Annotated in this window: 16 protein-coding genes; all 16 read right to left on the bottom strand. The window is 67.3% G+C overall.

The window, feature by feature from the left end:
- Positions 1–4: 4 nt before the first annotated feature.
- The 16 genes from BMZ47_RS02895 to BMZ47_RS02835 all read right to left on the bottom strand — a co-directional run bounded on the left by BMZ47_RS02895 (position 5) and on the right by BMZ47_RS02835 (position 15,355).
- Complete coding sequence (locus tag BMZ47_RS02895; RefSeq protein ID WP_091858424.1) at positions 5–787, bottom strand: hypothetical protein; 783 nt, start codon at positions 785–787, stop codon at positions 5–7.
- Between the two features lie 3 nt (positions 788–790).
- Entirely contained in the window at positions 791–1,411 is a 621-nt protein-coding gene (locus BMZ47_RS02890; RefSeq protein WP_091858420.1) for a hypothetical protein, read from the bottom strand.
- On the bottom strand, positions 1,411–1,788 hold the full coding sequence (locus BMZ47_RS28390; protein ID WP_167368988.1) for a GNAT family N-acetyltransferase: 378 nt from the start codon (positions 1,786–1,788) through the stop codon (positions 1,411–1,413). The genes BMZ47_RS02890 and BMZ47_RS28390 overlap by 1 nt, the downstream gene beginning before the upstream one ends.
- A 59-nt stretch (positions 1,789–1,847) precedes the next feature.
- Positions 1,848–2,333 (bottom strand): hypothetical protein, encoded by a 486-nt coding sequence (locus BMZ47_RS28385; protein ID WP_167368987.1) that lies wholly within the window; start codon positions 2,331–2,333, stop codon positions 1,848–1,850.
- The gene (locus BMZ47_RS02880) at positions 2,330–3,808 is read right to left on the bottom strand and encodes a hypothetical protein (protein ID WP_091858412.1); all 1,479 of its coding nucleotides are present in this window, start codon (positions 3,806–3,808) and stop codon (positions 2,330–2,332) included. Before BMZ47_RS02880 ends, BMZ47_RS28385 begins: the two co-directional genes overlap by 4 nt.
- Positions 3,808–4,527, bottom strand: a complete 720-nt coding sequence (locus BMZ47_RS02875) for a phage adaptor protein (protein ID WP_091858409.1) — start codon at positions 4,525–4,527, stop codon at positions 3,808–3,810. The genes BMZ47_RS02880 and BMZ47_RS02875 overlap by 1 nt, the downstream gene beginning before the upstream one ends.
- Before the next feature lie 6 nt (positions 4,528–4,533).
- Positions 4,534–5,181, bottom strand: coding sequence for a hypothetical protein (locus tag BMZ47_RS02870; protein WP_091858407.1), 648 nt, complete (start codon positions 5,179–5,181; stop codon positions 4,534–4,536).
- Between the two features lie 82 nt (positions 5,182–5,263).
- Entirely contained in the window at positions 5,264–6,346 is a 1,083-nt protein-coding gene (locus BMZ47_RS02865; RefSeq protein ID WP_091858405.1) for a phage major capsid protein, read from the bottom strand.
- Between the two features lie 25 nt (positions 6,347–6,371).
- Positions 6,372–7,394, bottom strand: a complete 1,023-nt coding sequence (locus BMZ47_RS02860; RefSeq protein WP_091858402.1) for a hypothetical protein — start codon at positions 7,392–7,394, stop codon at positions 6,372–6,374.
- An 86-nt stretch (positions 7,395–7,480) separates the two neighbouring features.
- Positions 7,481–7,978, bottom strand: a complete 498-nt coding sequence (locus BMZ47_RS27755) for a hypothetical protein (protein ID WP_139220921.1) — start codon at positions 7,976–7,978, stop codon at positions 7,481–7,483.
- The gene (locus tag BMZ47_RS27750) at positions 7,971–8,399 is read right to left on the bottom strand and encodes a hypothetical protein (RefSeq protein ID WP_139220920.1); all 429 of its coding nucleotides are present in this window, start codon (positions 8,397–8,399) and stop codon (positions 7,971–7,973) included. The genes BMZ47_RS27755 and BMZ47_RS27750 overlap by 8 nt, the downstream gene beginning before the upstream one ends.
- An 89-nt stretch (positions 8,400–8,488) precedes the next feature.
- Positions 8,489–10,720: a hypothetical protein gene (locus tag BMZ47_RS02855; RefSeq protein WP_091858398.1), complete on the bottom strand. Its 2,232-nt coding sequence runs from the start codon at positions 10,718–10,720 to the stop codon at positions 8,489–8,491.
- Positions 10,720–12,378 carry a phage terminase large subunit gene (gene terL / locus BMZ47_RS02850; protein ID WP_139220919.1) on the bottom strand — a complete coding sequence of 553 codons (1,659 nt, stop codon included), beginning with the start codon at positions 12,376–12,378 and terminating at the stop codon, positions 10,720–10,722. The genes BMZ47_RS02855 and terL overlap by 1 nt, the downstream gene beginning before the upstream one ends.
- Positions 12,371–12,853, bottom strand: coding sequence for a hypothetical protein (locus tag BMZ47_RS02845; protein ID WP_091858393.1), 483 nt, complete (start codon positions 12,851–12,853; stop codon positions 12,371–12,373). The genes terL and BMZ47_RS02845 overlap by 8 nt, the downstream gene beginning before the upstream one ends.
- The gene (locus BMZ47_RS02840) at positions 12,850–14,037 is read right to left on the bottom strand and encodes a phage tail tip lysozyme (protein ID WP_091858390.1); all 1,188 of its coding nucleotides are present in this window, start codon (positions 14,035–14,037) and stop codon (positions 12,850–12,852) included. The genes BMZ47_RS02845 and BMZ47_RS02840 overlap by 4 nt, the downstream gene beginning before the upstream one ends.
- A 1-nt stretch (position 14,038) precedes the next feature.
- On the bottom strand, positions 14,039–15,355 hold the full coding sequence (locus BMZ47_RS02835; RefSeq protein WP_091858388.1) for a tail fiber protein: 1,317 nt from the start codon (positions 15,353–15,355) through the stop codon (positions 14,039–14,041).
- Positions 15,356–15,367: the final 12 nt, after the last annotated feature.

The following is a 15,367-nucleotide window of genomic DNA, read 5'->3' as shown; positions in this document are numbered from 1 at the left end:
GGCCTCAGACGCGGTAGGGGCTGCTGGCGAAGGACGGGGCCGCGCCGAAGGGCTGGGCGAGCGTCATCGGGGCTATGGGCAGGCCGGCATAGGCGTTCGCGATCGAGCCCATCCCGGAAGCGGCCATCGTCGGCAGCGACGTGGCGACGTTCGATCCCGTGTCGGCCGCGCCGAACAGGCCGCCGAGCGTGCTGCCGTTGATCCCGGCCGCGATTCCGACCTTCCCCAGGCCGCCCGCGATCCCGCCGACCAGCTTGGCGGTGTCGCCTGCGTGGCTGGCCGCGTTCAGCTCGATCGGCAGCACCGTGGCCGAGCCCCGCATGAAGTTGCCGATCTGGCCGATCCTGCCGGCGTCGCGCCCCTGGGCCAGCGCGTTCGTCCCGAGCAGGTCGCCGAACGACCGCATATCGGCGAGCGCGCCGGCCTGCTGCGATGCGTAGCGGTCGGCGGATGCCCGCTGGGAGGCCTCTCCCTGCGTCGTGATGTTCGAGCCCGTGGCCGGCGCCTCCACGGTCGTCTGGGCCGAGCCCTGCGCCGGGAGCTGATTGCCGCGCAGATACGCCGTCAGGTCGGATGCCCGGTCCGCCTGCTTGCCCGCGAAGTTCTCGTAGAGGCTGTTTGCGTGCTGCTGGACCTGCGCGGCTTCCTGCCGAAGCTGGGCCTGCCGCTGGCGCTCGGCGTTGTAGGCGCGGCTCGATGCGGCGGCGGCCTGGGAGGCGCCGATCGAGTTGGCCGCGATGCCGCCGGCCGTGAGCGCGGCGCCGGCAATGGTGAGCGGATCGCACATCGTCTACCTCGTCACGCGCACGGAGCCGCCGGACGTGCCGAACAGGCCCGAGCCGCCCGTGTAGGTGCCGTTCGCGATGGCGGCGGCACGGTCGGCCTGGGCCTGGGAGGCGAGCGCGCCCGTCGTGGCTGCGAAGGCATCGACGAGCGGGCTGTAGGCCTGCGGCTGGGCCAGGATCGCGGCCTGATTGGTGGCGCTGGTGGCGGCCTGGGTCGCGTCGCCCGTGGCGTTGAGCGTCGAGATCAGGTTGTTGCGCGCCTGCTCGACGCTGCTCTTGGCCGTGTTGGCGTAGCTGTTGGCCTGATCCGCCACCGACGTGCGCTGGGTGTTGTAGGTCTTCTGGAGCTGCCCTTGCTGGAAGCCGCGGGTCGAGCTGTCGAGGTTCCCATTTCGGGCGAGCGCATAGGTCAGCTCGCGCTGCGCGTTGCCGTACTGGTCGTCAAGCTGCGGGAGCTGGAACGCGAGATAGTTGTCGCGCTGCTTGTTGAAGAAGCCGGGCGTGAATTGGCTGTCGAACGTCGAATTGATCTGGTCCGTGCCCGATCGGATGGCGGCCTGACGCTGGGCCTCCTCCATGCGCGCGATGTTCGCCTGCCTGCCGGCGCCGCCGTCCTTCTTGGACATCACTGCACTCCCGGACGGCGCATGAACACCCCGACGCGCTCGAAGCCGTGCTTCTCCAGCAGGCGAGCGGTCTGCTCAGTGTAGAGGCCGTTGTTATTGCCGCCTGTGATCTCTTTCGCGCCGAGCCTTTGGCTCCAGGCGATCAGATGTCGGATCAGGAGTGCGGCTGCCCGAGTGCCGCGCATATCGGGACGGACGAACATTACCTGCTGGGTCGTGAAGATGCCAGAGGCGAAGGCGTAGCTGCCGATCGAGGCCATCAGGAATCCGATCAGCTCGCGACGGCGCTCGATCACGAAGAAGGTGGGCTCGGCCGTTGCGAAGGAGGCATCGATCGTCTCGTTGATGATCGCCCGGTCCGGCGCGATGCCGCGCACGCTCTCCTCGACCGCGGCGACGCACAGCTCGACCAGGGCGGCCCGATCGCTCTCGCACGCTAGGCGGACAAGCATGGCGGCGCGATCCAGGCGTACATGGCGAAGGTCTCGCGGCCCTTCCCGTAGGCGGGGATCGTCGCCTCGCGCTTGAGGCCGAGCGTCTCCAGCCAGCGCTGCATCGCGCGGTAGCTGTCGAGCGTGACGCATTCGATCCGGTGCGTGCCCGCCGCCGCGAGGCTCGGGAAGTAGTGCCGGCGAATGAACCGGGTCATCGGCAGGGCGATCTCGGGGAAGCGCTCGGTCGCGTAGAAAAGCAGCGTGGCCGAGCCCGGCCGCACCTCGACCGCACCGCCGATGCTGACGGGCTCACCATCGCCGGCCCGGGCGCACAGGATTCCATCGCGCCGGCCCATCCGGTCCGCGATCCAAGCCGCGATCTTGTCGTCCTCGACGGCGGCGACGGCCAGGAACTCGTCGCGGTCGCGCGGGCGCATCTTGAGCGCGACCGCGGCTGCCGTATCGTAGGTGGCGGCCTCCAGGATCATGCCCGGGCCTTGTCGCTCTCGGCCAAGTAGGTGATCGCGGCCGAGCCCAGCACCGCGGGCTTCGTCGCGGCGTAGCGGCCGTGGGAGCGGAAGCGCAGGGAGAAATGGGTTGCCTGGGCGGAGCCGGGGATCCGGTTCGCCATAAAGGTCGTCTCGGTGATCTCCCCGATCTTGTCGCTGGCGGCGAGGTTGGCCGGATCCATGCCGATCTCGATCCGCCAGGAGCCGCGCACGGCCGCGTCAACACCCTGGAGGGTCTTCGTCTCGGTCGGCCGATCGCCGTCGAGGTAGGGCAGCCACGCCACGGCTTCGGTCGCGTCGTACTGAAGCTCCGCGCCCAGGCCGCCATAGACGTAGATCTGGTTTCCCGACCGCAGATACACACGCCGGTTCAGGACGATCATATCCTCGACCTTGAAGCCGGGCTTGTAGATGGTCCACGCGCTCACCTTTGCGGCGGGGAAGTACGAGAACACGAAGATCGTATCGCTGATCGCGAGCCAGAAACGGCCGTCGCGGGGCTCGATCACCCCGATCGCGTTCCGCACGTCGGCCGGGCTGGAGCCGGCGACGAAGTCCGTCAGCAGCACGTCGATCGCCGAACCGATGTCCGTGCTGACGGCCGCGTTCGAGGCGTCGCGGGCCTTGAGCGAGCGGAGCCCCGAGGCGTCGAGGTAGAACAGGTCCGTGTCGCCGAACTCGGTCACACTGCGCGGGCTGATCGTGCCCGTGTTGTGCAGCGCCTGGATCTGTTTCGAGAGCGCGGGGTCCGGATCCACGTAGCGGATCTGGACCGTCCGATCCGAGAAGATCGCGAGGTAGTTCTGGTAGCGGCCGATCGCGACCAGATCCTCGGATCCGTAATCTTCCTCGGACAGGTCGTTGAAGCCGGCGCCCACGCCCGTGCTGGTGGATGCGCCGGTCGCGCCGGTGCCGGAGGCCCGCGTCGTCCCGCTGTCCGGATCGAAGTTCGTCGGGTCGGCCAGATTCGAGTAGATCAGGTTCGGCCCGGTCACATAGTACAGCTTGCGCCCGAACGTCCGGACCGGCGCACCGGGGACGATCGCGCTGTTCGAGCCGTAATGCGTGACCCGCTTGCCATCGTAGAACTGGTAGAGCTTGCCGTCCGCGAACTCGCCCGCGGCGAAGATCTTGCCGGCGAACAGGTCGAAGCTGCGCACGGCGATCAGATCGGTCGCGCCGTCCGGGTGCTGGAGGCGCTGATAGGCGACGCCGTTGGGCATGCCCGGGTCCGGGATCGAGCCGAAGACGACCGGGCCGGCCTTCGTGAAGGCGAGGCCGACCGTCCCCTTCGGCAGCGTGTAGACGGGCACGAACGCTGCGCGCTGCTCGAACTCGCCGCCGCGGTTGATGTGGCCGTCGACCGCGCGGACGAGCGTGCCGCCCTGCGAGGTTTCGGGCAGCTTGCGGGTGTCGAGGCCGCCCGTGAATTCCCTGATCCAGATCGTGCCCATCACTCGCCGCCCGGCCGGTAATCGACCATCGGCATGCCGCGCAGCGGCGGGCGCTCGGGGCACTCCCGGAACATCTGCACGCGCCGCCGGGGCGACAGGTCGTCCTTGAGCTTGGCGTAGCGCGCCGCGGCCTGCTGGAGCTTGAGCGGTGCGTCCTTCGCGCCGGAGGCCGAGAGCAGCTCGGCGGCCGAGTAGAGTACGATCAGGCGGTCATCGAGATCGCAGACATCGGTGTCGTCGCGGAACGGCTGAAGCCGCCGGATCCCGATCACCTTGACCGTGCCCTCGGCGCTGCCGGCGGTGCCCGCGTCCTGATCGGGCACCGGCCACAGCTCGATCCGATCGTCCTCCCAGATCCGCCACCGCCGGACCGGCCAGCCCTCCTGCCCGCCGTCGCTGTCGATCGCGGCGTAGCAGTCGTTGTCGATCCCCGTGCCGACCGGCAGCCAGCGCGTGCCGAACCGGGTCTCCAGGGATAGCACCCGCTCAAGGGCGATGTCCTTCGGTAGGGCGTAGTAGCGCTGGCCGCGCTGCGCCGGGAAGGTGCGCTCGATCTTGAGGTGCGGCCAGTTGTAGTCGTCGTAGAGCCATTCCTGCATGCGCTGGAGCAGGCGGACCTGGGTCTCGCGCTGCTGCGCGTTGTGCGCCGGGTTGGGCGACAGCCGGCATTCGGCCCGCAGGTCGTCCAGCAGCTTGAGCAGCGTCTGCCCGCGGGCCATCGCCGCCTACGAGAACAGGGCGCCGGCCGCAGCGGCGGGCTCGGCGGCCTTCTGCTCGCCCGCCTTCGCGCCCGGCCCGGTGCCCTGCGCCTCGGCGCGAGCCCGGAGCTGGGCGGCGGTGCCGTCTTCAGTCGCCTGGAGCGCCGTGCCGGGCGCCTCGTCGGTCCGGTGCTGGAGACTCGGGTCTGTGAGCGTGCCCACCAGCTCGGGCTGGGTCTCAGGGTCTGCCGGCACGTCGATGGGCTCGAACTGCGTGTTGTCCCAGCCGACCTGCACGGGCGGCGTATCCGGGGCGCCGTGGGTCTGCTCGGTCGGCATCTCGACGGTGCGGGTCGCCGGCCGGGCCCGCGTGGTGGCGCGGAACAGCGCGTCCGGCAGCCCCAGCTCGTCGAGCGTCATCGGCAGCAGCGTATGACTCGGGAAGATCGTCTGGAGGTGGTGCTTCCCATCCTCGTCCCGGGCTGGGTAGAGGCCCGCCAAACGGCCCAGCTCCTGCTGCTTCGAGCGCTGCACGGGCGCGGCCGGCAGGATGTCATGCACCGCGTCGTCGCCGTGCAGGCGCTGGAGGATCTGGATCTCCGCGGGCGTGACCATCTTGGGCACGCTGTTTCCGCGATCCCCGGCGAGGGCGACAAAGACGTGGGCGGTGTCCATGGTGGCGGGCCTCCTGTGCCCTTGAATCTGGCGGCGCCCCTCGGAAGAGCCGCCGCGTCGCATGACAGATCAGACGAGGCGCCTACTTGATGTCGTAGACGCCGCTCGTGTTGAGCTGCGAAGCGATCATGACCGCGGTCGAGGTGAGACCGCGGTACATCACGTAGCGGTCGTAGGGGCGCGGCGGCGAAGCCTTCTTGTTCTTCTCGCCGGCCATGTACATCAGGCGGATGCGGCGCATGTCGATCGCGTACATCCGCTTGGACAGGCCCAGATCGTCCAGGGTCGGGTCGTAGATGATCGCGTTCCCATCCCAGGTCGCGTCGGCCATCTTCCCGTCCACCGTGCCCGCCGCGCGGAAGCCGGTGAGCGAGTAGTTGCCGTTCGCACGGATCTCCTTCTCCATCGCGCCGATGAAGTCCGAGCCGGCGAACCGGCGCAGCTTCACGCCGCCCTGGGCGAAGCGCTTGAGCTGCCGGTCCTCGGCCTGAAGGAAGGTCATCAGCGTGCCGCCGCCGGCCGTGGAGCTGGTGATCGCGTCGTTGCCGACACCGTCCTTCGCCGCGGCAGCCGTAGCCGCCCGGTTGCGCCACCAGGGGTAGGTCGCGCGCGACAGGCCGCCGGTCGTGCCCGATCCGGGGCTGTCGAGGATGATCGAGCGAATGCCGGCCAGGGCCTTCGCGTCGCCCGTGCCGTCGCCGTGGATCAGCGCATCCCATGACTTCTTCTTGTCCTCGTCGAAGTCTTCGAGCTTGCTGTCGAGCAGATTCGCGAGCGCGAACTGCTCGCGGCCGTCCTTCTCGCTCGTGGTCTGCTCGGCGCCGTCCTCGATGACGGTGATGCCGTCCATCTTCAGCTCGGTATGGGTCAGGCCCAGGCCGATATGGTGCTCCTTCCAGGCGTAGCCGACCCGCAGGTTGGACGCCGGGTTGTAGTAGGAGACCTGATCGTCGTGCGTGTAGCCGTGGAAGGAGCCGCCGCCCTGGCCGCCCTTCACGCCGATGGAGACCAGCCCCTTACCACCCGGGAACTGCCCCGAAGAGGCCTCGAAGGCCTGCATCATCGGCTTGTCCTGGATGTTCTGCTTCTCGGTCTTTCCCTTGTTGAGGTAGTAGTCGAGCGCAGAGTTGGCGATGTTCGCCAGTTCGTTCGCAGTGAACGGCATGACCGTGTCCTAAGATGCTGCGAGCCTAGCCCACGGCCTGCTGGACGACCTCCAGCATGGACCGGGGCGCGGGCTTCGCGTTGCCACCAGCCACAGATCCGCCCGTGACGGGCTTGACCGCATTGCGCGGGGCCGCCTGCCTGCCCGGGGCCCCCGGTGCGGCCGGAGGCTGGAGCGCAGCGTTGACGACCTTGTAGGCGTCGTCGAGCTGGGCTTTGACCTCGGCGGCCGTCTTCGGACGGTCCCCGTTGTGGTGGCGCCACGCGATCTCGCGGTGGATCTGTTCGAGCTTGGCGTCGTAGTTCGGGTCCTTCGCCCGGCGGTCGTTCTCCCATTCCTCGGCAGCGGCCGTGATCGAGCGCGCCTGCTCGTCACGGGCCTGCTGCTCGCGGCGCTCGCTCTCGAACGTGCGCGAGGCCTCCATGCTGGCGACGGACGCCCGCGAACGGCTCACCTCGTAGGCGGCCTCCATGGTCATCCGGCCTTCCTGGACGGCCTGTTGCAGGTCAGGCGACAACACCTCTCCGCACGCCTTCAAGAGGTTCTCGACCCATGGGCGCGCCAGCTCCCAGGCTTTCGCCGGGTTGGTCTTCGCCATGGCGCCCACCGTTAGCAGGTCTGCCGCCTCCTGGGCGGACATCCCGTGGTCGCGGATGAACGTGTCGACCTGCCGATACCGCTCGGCATCGGTCTTGTTGGCGTTCCGCTCGCTTAAGAGCTGGCGGAACCGCGGATGCTTGTTGAACGGGACATCCGAGTAATTCTCGTTGTCCGGCTGCTTGGGAGCACCATCGCCGGGCTGCTGGCCCGTCTCGGCGCCATCGGCTGGCGAGGCCGCCGCTGCGTCGGGCTTCCTGGCCGGGGCCGCATCGCGGACCACGCCCAGGAGGCCTTCATCCTCGGGTTTCGCCTGCGGGGCGGACGCGCCCCCGCTCTCGGCCGATCCGGCGCCTTCGGCACCGCCCTGCCCGCCCGCCTCGCCCGCGTTGGCGTGAGCCTCTAGCTCAGCTTCCAGCTCGCGCGAGAGATCTTCGTTCTCGGGGTCCATGGGGATCCTCTAACTCTACGCTTCGATACGACATTTTGTCCATTGTCGCAAGACACATCAGACATTTTGGAATGCCCTAGCTGAGCCTAGCCCCCGTCTACAGGAGTGACATCGACGACAACGTGACCAAACCTTGCCTTCTGATATTCACTGACAAACGCAGGAGTGCAAGCCGTTTGCAACGGAGCAGGCAGAGCTTCAAAATCATCGGCTATCGCTTTAGCCTTCCGCCGCCCCTGTTCTTCTTTCTGCTCATTCCCTATTGACTTCGGGCCACGCAGCATCAACAGCGCACCAGACAATCCACCAATTATGGCAATACCTTCCGCGACTGGAAAAGAAATCGCATTGAAAGCAATAGATAAGCCGTAAGCAGCAGCAGATCCAATAGCGATACCAAATGTACCGACTAGCACTGAAGTGCTTTCTAGAGAAAACAGACGTGCCGCTTTGCGTGAATTTTCTGCAATGCTAAAACCTTGCCGTGTGGCCTCTTGCAGCTCGCTAATGACCGCAGTTGCGTCATTATGCGGCGTCGGATTGACCGCCGGAGCGTTTGGATTCGGTGCGATGGGCTTATTCATGGACAATCGAAGCCAGCTGCTCCGCCTTTCCAATAGCAATCTGAATGCGCTCCTTGGTCAGCTTGGCATTGACATAGCTTTCCTGAAGCTTAAGCAGCGAAATTATTGCTAAGACAAGTAAAATTATTGCAATGACGGAAATTGACACGAAAAACCACGTATAATATTTGACATACTCTCCAGGCAGTAAAAATATGTTCCCACCGTGAAGTATTTGATAACTGACACCAAGAACCCCGATCGCCAACATAACAATAGAAAAACATAAGAATGCGATCGTTCTGGTGCGTTGCACCGATATAGCGGCTTCAAGCTTATCGGAAGCCGTCTTTGCTTGAGCGATTAGCTCATCAAAATTAATCGATTCTCTTTGACTCAAAATCATTCCAGGATACCCAATACCGCATACCTTCGGCGTCAATTCAAGGTCTGCGGCGCGGCCGCTATGGGACTCTGCGCTGCGAACTTGGCAGAAATTCTAAACTCTAGGAAGGGCAAACGCGCGCTGTGCTACGACAGAGGCCGTTTTCGTTGCGCGCCCATCGGTGCGCCTCGCCCGGCGGGCCCACCCGGAGCCGCCGGACCGTTCGCGATGCCGTTGTGGCCCTGGGCTTCCGGCTGGGCGTTCGGATCGCCCGGCGCTGACGCCGCTTGCCGGTTCTGCGCGACGATCGAGGGCAGGCTGTCCACCAGCGCTTCGGTAAGATCCATGCGGTCGTCGAGGCGCCGGAGTGTCTCGCGCGCCAGCCATTGCGGGCTGATTCCCTGCATCTGCATGATGAAGGGCAGCATCTTCTCCCAATTCGCGATCTCGACGGCCTGATTGGGCTTGCCGGTCGAGCCGGCCTCGATCTCCAGGGACAATTCGTCCGCGATCTCCTGTAGGGTCTGCTCGGGCCACAGCGCGCCCGGCCCGACGACCTTGACGACCGTCTGCTCGGACATCTCACGCATCAGAATCTGCCCGGCGCCCCGGACGACCGCCGTCAGGAAGTTATCGAGATCGTCGATCGACGATTGATCGGCCGTGGCGTTGGCGCCGGCCGCGATCGAGTTGGCGGTCGCCGTCCCCTTCTGGGGCGTGCCCAGCCCCGCGGTCGAGTTGCCGACCACGTATTGGAGATCGGTCATGATCTCCCCGACATCGTATAGATTCGGGTCGACGCCGGGCACCGGCACGGCCTGGAGCTGGGTCTTGATGTCCTTCGTGGGGTCGATGTTGAGCCCCGTCGCGGTGAATGCCGGAGCGGTCCCGAGCCAGCCCAGATCCTCGTCGGTGAAGGCGCCCTTCGAGAACACCCAGCGCGGGCGCGCGGCCCGGCGGTGCTCCCGCTTGCCGTCGCGCGAGCGGTTGTACTCCTTCTGGATGTCCCGGAGCAGCGCGACATCGGAGGGCGGGAACAGCTCGTCCTCGCTCTCGACGGCGTTGAACGTGAGCGCCCAGACCGGCCAGAACTGGTCGACGAACACGTCCGGATTGCCCGGCGGCTTGAGCCAACCTTCGTAGCCGTCGCAGATGTAGTAGACGAGCCCCGCCGCCTTATCGAAATACTCCCAGACGAGGCACAGGTCGCCCTTCTGCTGCTCGCCGGCCGGCGTCTCCGCGTCGAGCAGGTCGCTCTGGTGCTGGTAGGCCTCGGACGTGTCGTCCGCCAGCTTGCCGTTGGCGTTGTAGGGCTTGAATTTCCGGCCCAGCTCGACGCCGAAGATCTCCTTCACCTCGTCGGGGGTGTAGAGGTATTCCAGCGTCAGGTGCCGGGCACCGACGAAGCCCTCCAGCGACCGGCACAGCCGGTCCGGGATGACCCGGGTCGATTGCGGGAAATCGAACACCAGCCCCTCGGACGCGACGACCTCGGGTTCGGCCGAGAGTGCTTCGACGAGATGCTCGATCTCGGCCGCCTCTGCTTCGAGATCAGTCACGTCGCCGTCTTCGAAGCGCTGCCGCTCGATCAGATTCTTGAGGTGCTCCAGGCGCACGCGGCTGTCGTTGAGCCGGTATTCCACGCTCGGGGACGGGCCCATCTGCCGCTGGTAGCAGAGCTTCACGTAGCCGACGCCGGTCGTGCAGGCCCGCCGGACGGTCTGCTTCATGCTCTCCTTGAAGCCCAGCGGCTGCTGCTCGCGGATCGCGTGGGCGAACAGCTTCTCCAGCGTCTTCGCGATCCGCTGGGCCTGCATCCGCGCGGCCATGCCCTGCTGGAAGTCGGCGATCAGCGCCTGGGCCTCGGCGAAGCCCGGAGGAAGCTGCGGCTCGATCGGCGGCCCGCCGTTGTGGCCGACCATGGCGCTCGGCTCGCCGGCCGCCTGCTGCTGCGACAGCGCCGCGGCGGCCTGGGCGGCCTGCATCGTCTGGAAGGCCATCAGCAGCGACTGCTGATCCTCGTTCCAGATCTTGAAGTCCATCTTGTCGGCGCGCCGGGCGACCGCCTTCGGGTTCTTCGCGTAGAGCGACGCGGTCTTGGCCTTGACGTGCCGGCCCGTGATGTTCGCCTTGTACTTGTCGTCGCTCCAGTCGTTGTCGTGGCCCTTCATCGCGATTCGCATATCGCGGCGCATCTGCTCGAACGCCTTCTTGAAGTGGCGCTTGTCCTCGCGGATGGTCCGCGTGATCCGGCGCTGGAGCGCCAGGTCCTGCTCGGTCGGGGCCGGATCCCGGCGCGCGCCATCCTGGGCCGGCGGCACCTCGGCGGCGGTCGGGGGCGCTTCGTCGGCGAGGGCGGCCTGGGGGTCGTCGAACATCAGTACCCTCCCCCGATCCGGAACCGCTCGGCCTGTTCCTGGCGCTTCTGCTGCGCCTTGATCCAGGCGTAGGAGCCCGTCTTGGGCTCGGTCGCGCGCCGCTCCTCGACGGTCCGACCCGGGGCGAACATGCTCTGGAGCAGGATGCCGAAGTAGGCCAGCGCATCCACGAAATCGTCGTTGCGGCCGTTGGGGAACTTGAGCAGCTCGTCGATCGCGCGCTCCGTCCAGGGCGCGTGCCGCGGCAGGAACACCTTGCCCTGGGCGACGCGTCCGGCGATCGCCTGCGCCCGGACCTCCTTGTTGTCGACCGGCGTGATCTCGCGGATCGGGAAGAAGATCCCGGTCTCCTCCATCCGCTTGCGCAGGAACGGACCGATCGACTTCGAGATGTGCCCGCGCTCGGCCGCCCAGACCAGCGGCCTGCGCTCCTGGGCGAGCCGCAGCATGGCCTCGACGACCTTGTCCGTGGCCCAGCGCTCCCAGACGCAGTCCGTGAGCCACAAGGAGTTGCCCCGGTCGAGCCCGCCCGCGAGGAGTACGGTGGCGTCGTGCTTCTTCCGGTCCTCGCCCGTGGCGTGGTCGCTCGTGCAGTAGGGCGTGAGGTTCGCGGGCAGCTCGTCCGGCCCGTAGAGGCGGATGTTCTCGCGCAGGAACAGCGTGCCGTCCACGGCGCTCGGCTGCTGCTGGTAGAGCGCGTGGAAGCCGATCGGATCGAGGCGCCGCTGCTGCTCCAGAAACTCCGCGTCGAACTTCGGCTGGCCCTTCGAAAGCGGCCATAGCGCGGCTCCCTTCGGCCGGCCGAGCGGATCGTCATCGACCGCGAGCGCCGGCAGGTCGATGATCTTGAACTTCGAGGCCAGGATCGGATCGTGGTGCGGGTTCGTCGGATCGGTGATGCGGCCGACCGGATCATCCTCGTGCCAGCGCTGCATGATGATGACGACCGGGCTTCGGGCGCTCATGCGGCGGGTCATGGCGACCTTCACGACCCACTCCCAGACTTCCTCGCGCACGGCGGCCGAGCGCGCTTCCTCGGCGTTCTTGATCAGGTCGTCGAGGATCAGGAAATCGGCGCCGCGGCCGATCAGGGCGGTGCCGCGGCCGACGAAGAAGGCGAGCCCACCCGCGGTGGTCTGGAGCCGGTTCTTGGCGTTGCCGCCGCGCTGGAATCGGACTTCCGGGAAGACCTGCTTGTACTGCGGCGTCGACATGATGGCGCGCACGTCGGCGCCAAAATCCTCGGCGAGGTTGTCGGTGTGGGCGGCGACCACGATGTGCCGGCGCGGGTTGCGCCCGAGCAGCCAAGCCGGGAAGTGCCGCGAGGTGAGCTGCGATTTCCCGTGCCGGGGCGGCACGGTGAGGATCAGGAACGGCATGCCGCCGCTCTCGACCTTCTCCAGGGCGAGGCCGATCGCTCGGTGGAAGTCCTGATCGTCGTAGGCCGAGCGCTTCGCGTCGTCCGGATCCTGCGGGTCCGGCATGGTGAAGCGCACAAACGGCATGAAGCGCTCGCGCGCTTCGGTAACGATCTCCTCGCGGTCCAGGGCGCGGATCAGCGCAATCGCGCGCTCCCGCTCGGCCTTGCGCTCCACCTCTGGCTTGGCCAGTCGGACGAAGTCTTTCCGCTTGCGCGTGACCGGATCGATCCTAGCCACGGCTCGTCGCCTTGTTGATCGCCTCCAGCACCCGTGCCTGCATCTCGTTCAGGCGGGCATCGATCCTGTCGAGATGATCGGCGATGCGGTCCTGGCTGTTGGTCACACGAAGCTCAACATCCTTGATTTCACTCTTGGTGACGTAATTCTTCGCGATATTTTCGCGAACCTCGCCGAGCTGCTCCCGCACGAGGGTCGAGGCGCTGGTGACGGCGGCAAAGCGTTGATCGACCGATCGCTCGAACTCCTCCCGCCATTTCTGCCGCTCGGCGTCGGATTTCGCCTGCTCGATCTCGAAGGCCTTGCGCGCCGCGACCTCGCCGCCGCCGCGCCAGATCAGCGTGCCGATGGCCACGATGAAGCTCCCGATCGCGATCAGTGTCGTTATGTCGAGTTGCATGGTGCCGGCCGGGGAATCTGGTGGCGCCGCCGCGGTCGTCCCGGCAGAGGCAGCGATGGCGAGGATCCCGATCAAGACCGGGGCAGGAGCTGATCGAGGCCGAAGGGCAGGTTCGGCAGAGTGAGCTTGGCGGGCCCAACCTGGGCCGCCCCGGTGTTGTCGATCCCCTGCCGCACGCGATCGACGGCGGCACCGATCAGGCCGGACGCCTTGAGGGCGGTGTAGACGTTGAAGGCCACCACCGCGATCGGCAGCGCCCAGGGCGGCAGGAAGCCGAGCAGCAGGGAGAACGGGAAGGGCAGATCGAGGGTCGTTGACCAGTTCTGCGTCAGGGCGACCGCGAAGGCGCCGAGCCCGGCGGCAATCGAGCCCAGGGACGCCCAGGTGATCTTCGAGCCGGCCTTCACCACCGGATGGCCGCCGGCCGCGAGCTGCTGGGCCGTAACGCGGGCGCGCGTCGGCGACACGCTGGCCTTGCTGGCGTCGTCTGCGAGCAGCGCGCGGGTCTGGGGCCCGTAATGGCCGTCGATCACCACCTCCCTGCGCTGGAGCTGGGTGTGGGCGCTCTCTTGGAGTGCGGTAATCGCCGCGGCGGTGCGCTCGCCCCACGTCCCGTCCACGAAGCCGACGACGTGGTAGCCAAGTTCGAGCAGCCGACGCTGGATCGCCTCGACCTCGAACTTGGACAGGCTGTCCTCGGGCCAGCCGCCACGCACGATGTGGACGGCCGGCGCTTCGCCGCGGGACGCATCGTCATGCGACGGATCAGACGCAGGCGTCGTGGTCGAGCCCGTGTTGCTCGCTTGCCCCGCGGCTGCGAGGTAGCCCGCCGCAGCCTTGGCGGCTTCGATCCGGCGTTCCAGGTGCGGCACGCCGGGGCGCAGGTACTTCGTGCAAACCACGGCCGCGGCGGCCTCCGGCGTGTCGGCGCACTCCAGGATCGCGCGGTGCGCTGCCGTCTCGATCGTCAGCAGCTCGTGGACCATGTAGCGGTAGTTCGTCTCGTCGGCGTACTTGTCGAGTCCGAGCGCGGCGCACCACGCCTCGTAGGCCCGGCGCCGCGGACCGGTCCACTGCATCCAACCGAAGCCGCCCGCCGAGCCCTCGACGATCGGATGCGTCTCCTGGAGCGTCCTGTAGCCGCCGCTCTCGACATCGCCGTTGCCGAACAGGCCGGCGACCTTGCTGGGCGTGTAGCCGAGATCGTTCTGGGCTCGAACGCCGAAGGTCGAGCAGATGTAGGGCAGACGGGACTGCATCTCACACTCCAGCGAAGATGATCTTGTTGGTGATGTGTGCGGGCGGAACGATCCCGAACGGCTGAGACCCGTTGGGATTGGACTTCGCGCCATCCACGCCGAAAGTCCGGGTCTCCTGCGTCGAGAGAACCTTGGCGGCCTCGCCGGTCCATACGCTCGTCACCAGAGCGCCCTGTGCGGCCGACAGGATGTTGGCGACGCTGGCGTATCCGGACGTGTTGTAGTTCGGATAGCTCACCGTGACTTTTCCGCCCGGCAGGTCCGTGGGCAGGTTCGTCAGCTTGAGCAGGATCTGCTCCCGGCCCGCCGCAGCGTCGAAGGCGCCGGCCTGGAGGCTGCCGCCGTCGAGCGTCTGGACCAGCCGCCCGGCGCCCTGCCCGCCCATGTCGTCTCGACCGAAGTCGGTTCGGCCGCGGCTGTCCGGCACGTTGAAGGTGCTGTTGCCGTCTCCGTTGCCGTAGGGGAAGAACCGGACCGTGGCCTGGACAGCGCTGGCGGTCGGATCGGCGTTGATCGTGAGCGCCCCGTTGGTGTCGCTCGTCAGGCGGGTGCCCGATGGGATGCCGGGGCCCTCGACGATCGCCGAGCGGAGCCCGAGTCCGGCGATCGATTTCTGGGCATTCGTGAGCGTCCGCTGGCCGATCGCGATGTCGCAGACCAGGGTCTCCGTCAGCACCGTGAACAGTTCGGCATAGGTCGCCCGCGAGACCGCCTGCCCGGCCTCTAGCAGCCAGCCGGTCGGCGCGCGGATTCCGCCAAAGGCTATACGGGCGCCGATCGGCACCACGCCCAGGCCTGCGCCGATCTTCGAGGCCGGGATCGAGCCGTCCGCGAGCTTGTCGCCCGTGATGCCGCCCGCGAGCTTGTCGTTCGTGACGGCGCCGGTCTGGAGCGCAGCCGTGCCCACCCCGCCGGCCGCGATCGTGACCGCCTGCGATAGATCGGCGGCGACCTCCCAGCTCGCGCCGGACGCATCCTTCGCCGGATCGACGCCGAGCGAGGGCGCCACGGCGCGGTAGATCAGGTAGCCGCGGGTGACGGTCTCGTCGGCGAGGTAGGAGACGGCCACGCTCCAGGGCCGGGCGGCGCCGACGCCGAGGGTGATGTCGGCGGCGAGGCTGTTCCGGGTGACGATCCCATTCTGGAGCTTGCCGTCCGCCCGCAGCACGGTCCGCAGGCTGTCGATCAGCGCCTCGACGGCATTGTTCGTGGTGTCCAGCTCGACATCCAGCTCCGTGCCGGGAAACCGGTCGTCACCCTGCGCCTGCTGAAAGGCGGTGAAGGAGAACGCTCGACGGATGAGGGCGGGAAGCGTCATAGCCTGCCCTTC

The organism is Methylobacterium brachiatum, from assembly GCF_900113845.1.
In the GTDB taxonomy this organism is placed as follows: Bacteria; Pseudomonadota; Alphaproteobacteria; order Rhizobiales; family Beijerinckiaceae; genus Methylobacterium; species Methylobacterium brachiatum.
The sequence above is the reverse complement of the archived record's forward strand: the minus strand, read 5'-3'. Positions and strand labels throughout refer to the sequence as shown.

Excerpts from the sequence above, each read along its gene's own strand:
- BMZ47_RS02895 (WP_091858424.1), bottom strand. The coding sequence starts at position 787 with ATGTGCGATCCGCTCACCATTGCCGGCGCCGCGCTCACGGCCGGCGGC.
- BMZ47_RS02890 (WP_091858420.1), bottom strand. The coding sequence starts at position 1,411 with ATGTCCAAGAAGGACGGCGGCGCCGGCAGGCAGGCGAACATCGCGCGC.
- BMZ47_RS28385 (WP_167368987.1), bottom strand. The coding sequence starts at position 2,333 with ATGATCCTGGAGGCCGCCACCTACGATACGGCAGCCGCGGTCGCGCTC.
- BMZ47_RS02880 (WP_091858412.1), bottom strand. The coding sequence starts at position 3,808 with ATGGGCACGATCTGGATCAGGGAATTCACGGGCGGCCTCGACACCCGC.
- BMZ47_RS02875 (WP_091858409.1), bottom strand. The coding sequence starts at position 4,527 with ATGGCCCGCGGGCAGACGCTGCTCAAGCTGCTGGACGACCTGCGGGCC.
- BMZ47_RS02870 (WP_091858407.1), bottom strand. The coding sequence starts at position 5,181 with ATGGACACCGCCCACGTCTTTGTCGCCCTCGCCGGGGATCGCGGAAAC.
- BMZ47_RS02865 (WP_091858405.1), bottom strand. The coding sequence starts at position 6,346 with ATGCCGTTCACTGCGAACGAACTGGCGAACATCGCCAACTCTGCGCTC.
- BMZ47_RS02860 (WP_091858402.1), bottom strand. The coding sequence starts at position 7,394 with ATGGACCCCGAGAACGAAGATCTCTCGCGCGAGCTGGAAGCTGAGCTA.
- BMZ47_RS27755 (WP_139220921.1), bottom strand. The coding sequence starts at position 7,978 with ATGAATAAGCCCATCGCACCGAATCCAAACGCTCCGGCGGTCAATCCG.
- BMZ47_RS02855 (WP_091858398.1), bottom strand. The coding sequence starts at position 10,720 with ATGTTCGACGACCCCCAGGCCGCCCTCGCCGACGAAGCGCCCCCGACC.
- BMZ47_RS02840 (WP_091858390.1), bottom strand. The coding sequence starts at position 14,037 with ATGCAGTCCCGTCTGCCCTACATCTGCTCGACCTTCGGCGTTCGAGCC.
- BMZ47_RS02835 (WP_091858388.1), bottom strand. The coding sequence starts at position 15,355 with ATGACGCTTCCCGCCCTCATCCGTCGAGCGTTCTCCTTCACCGCCTTT.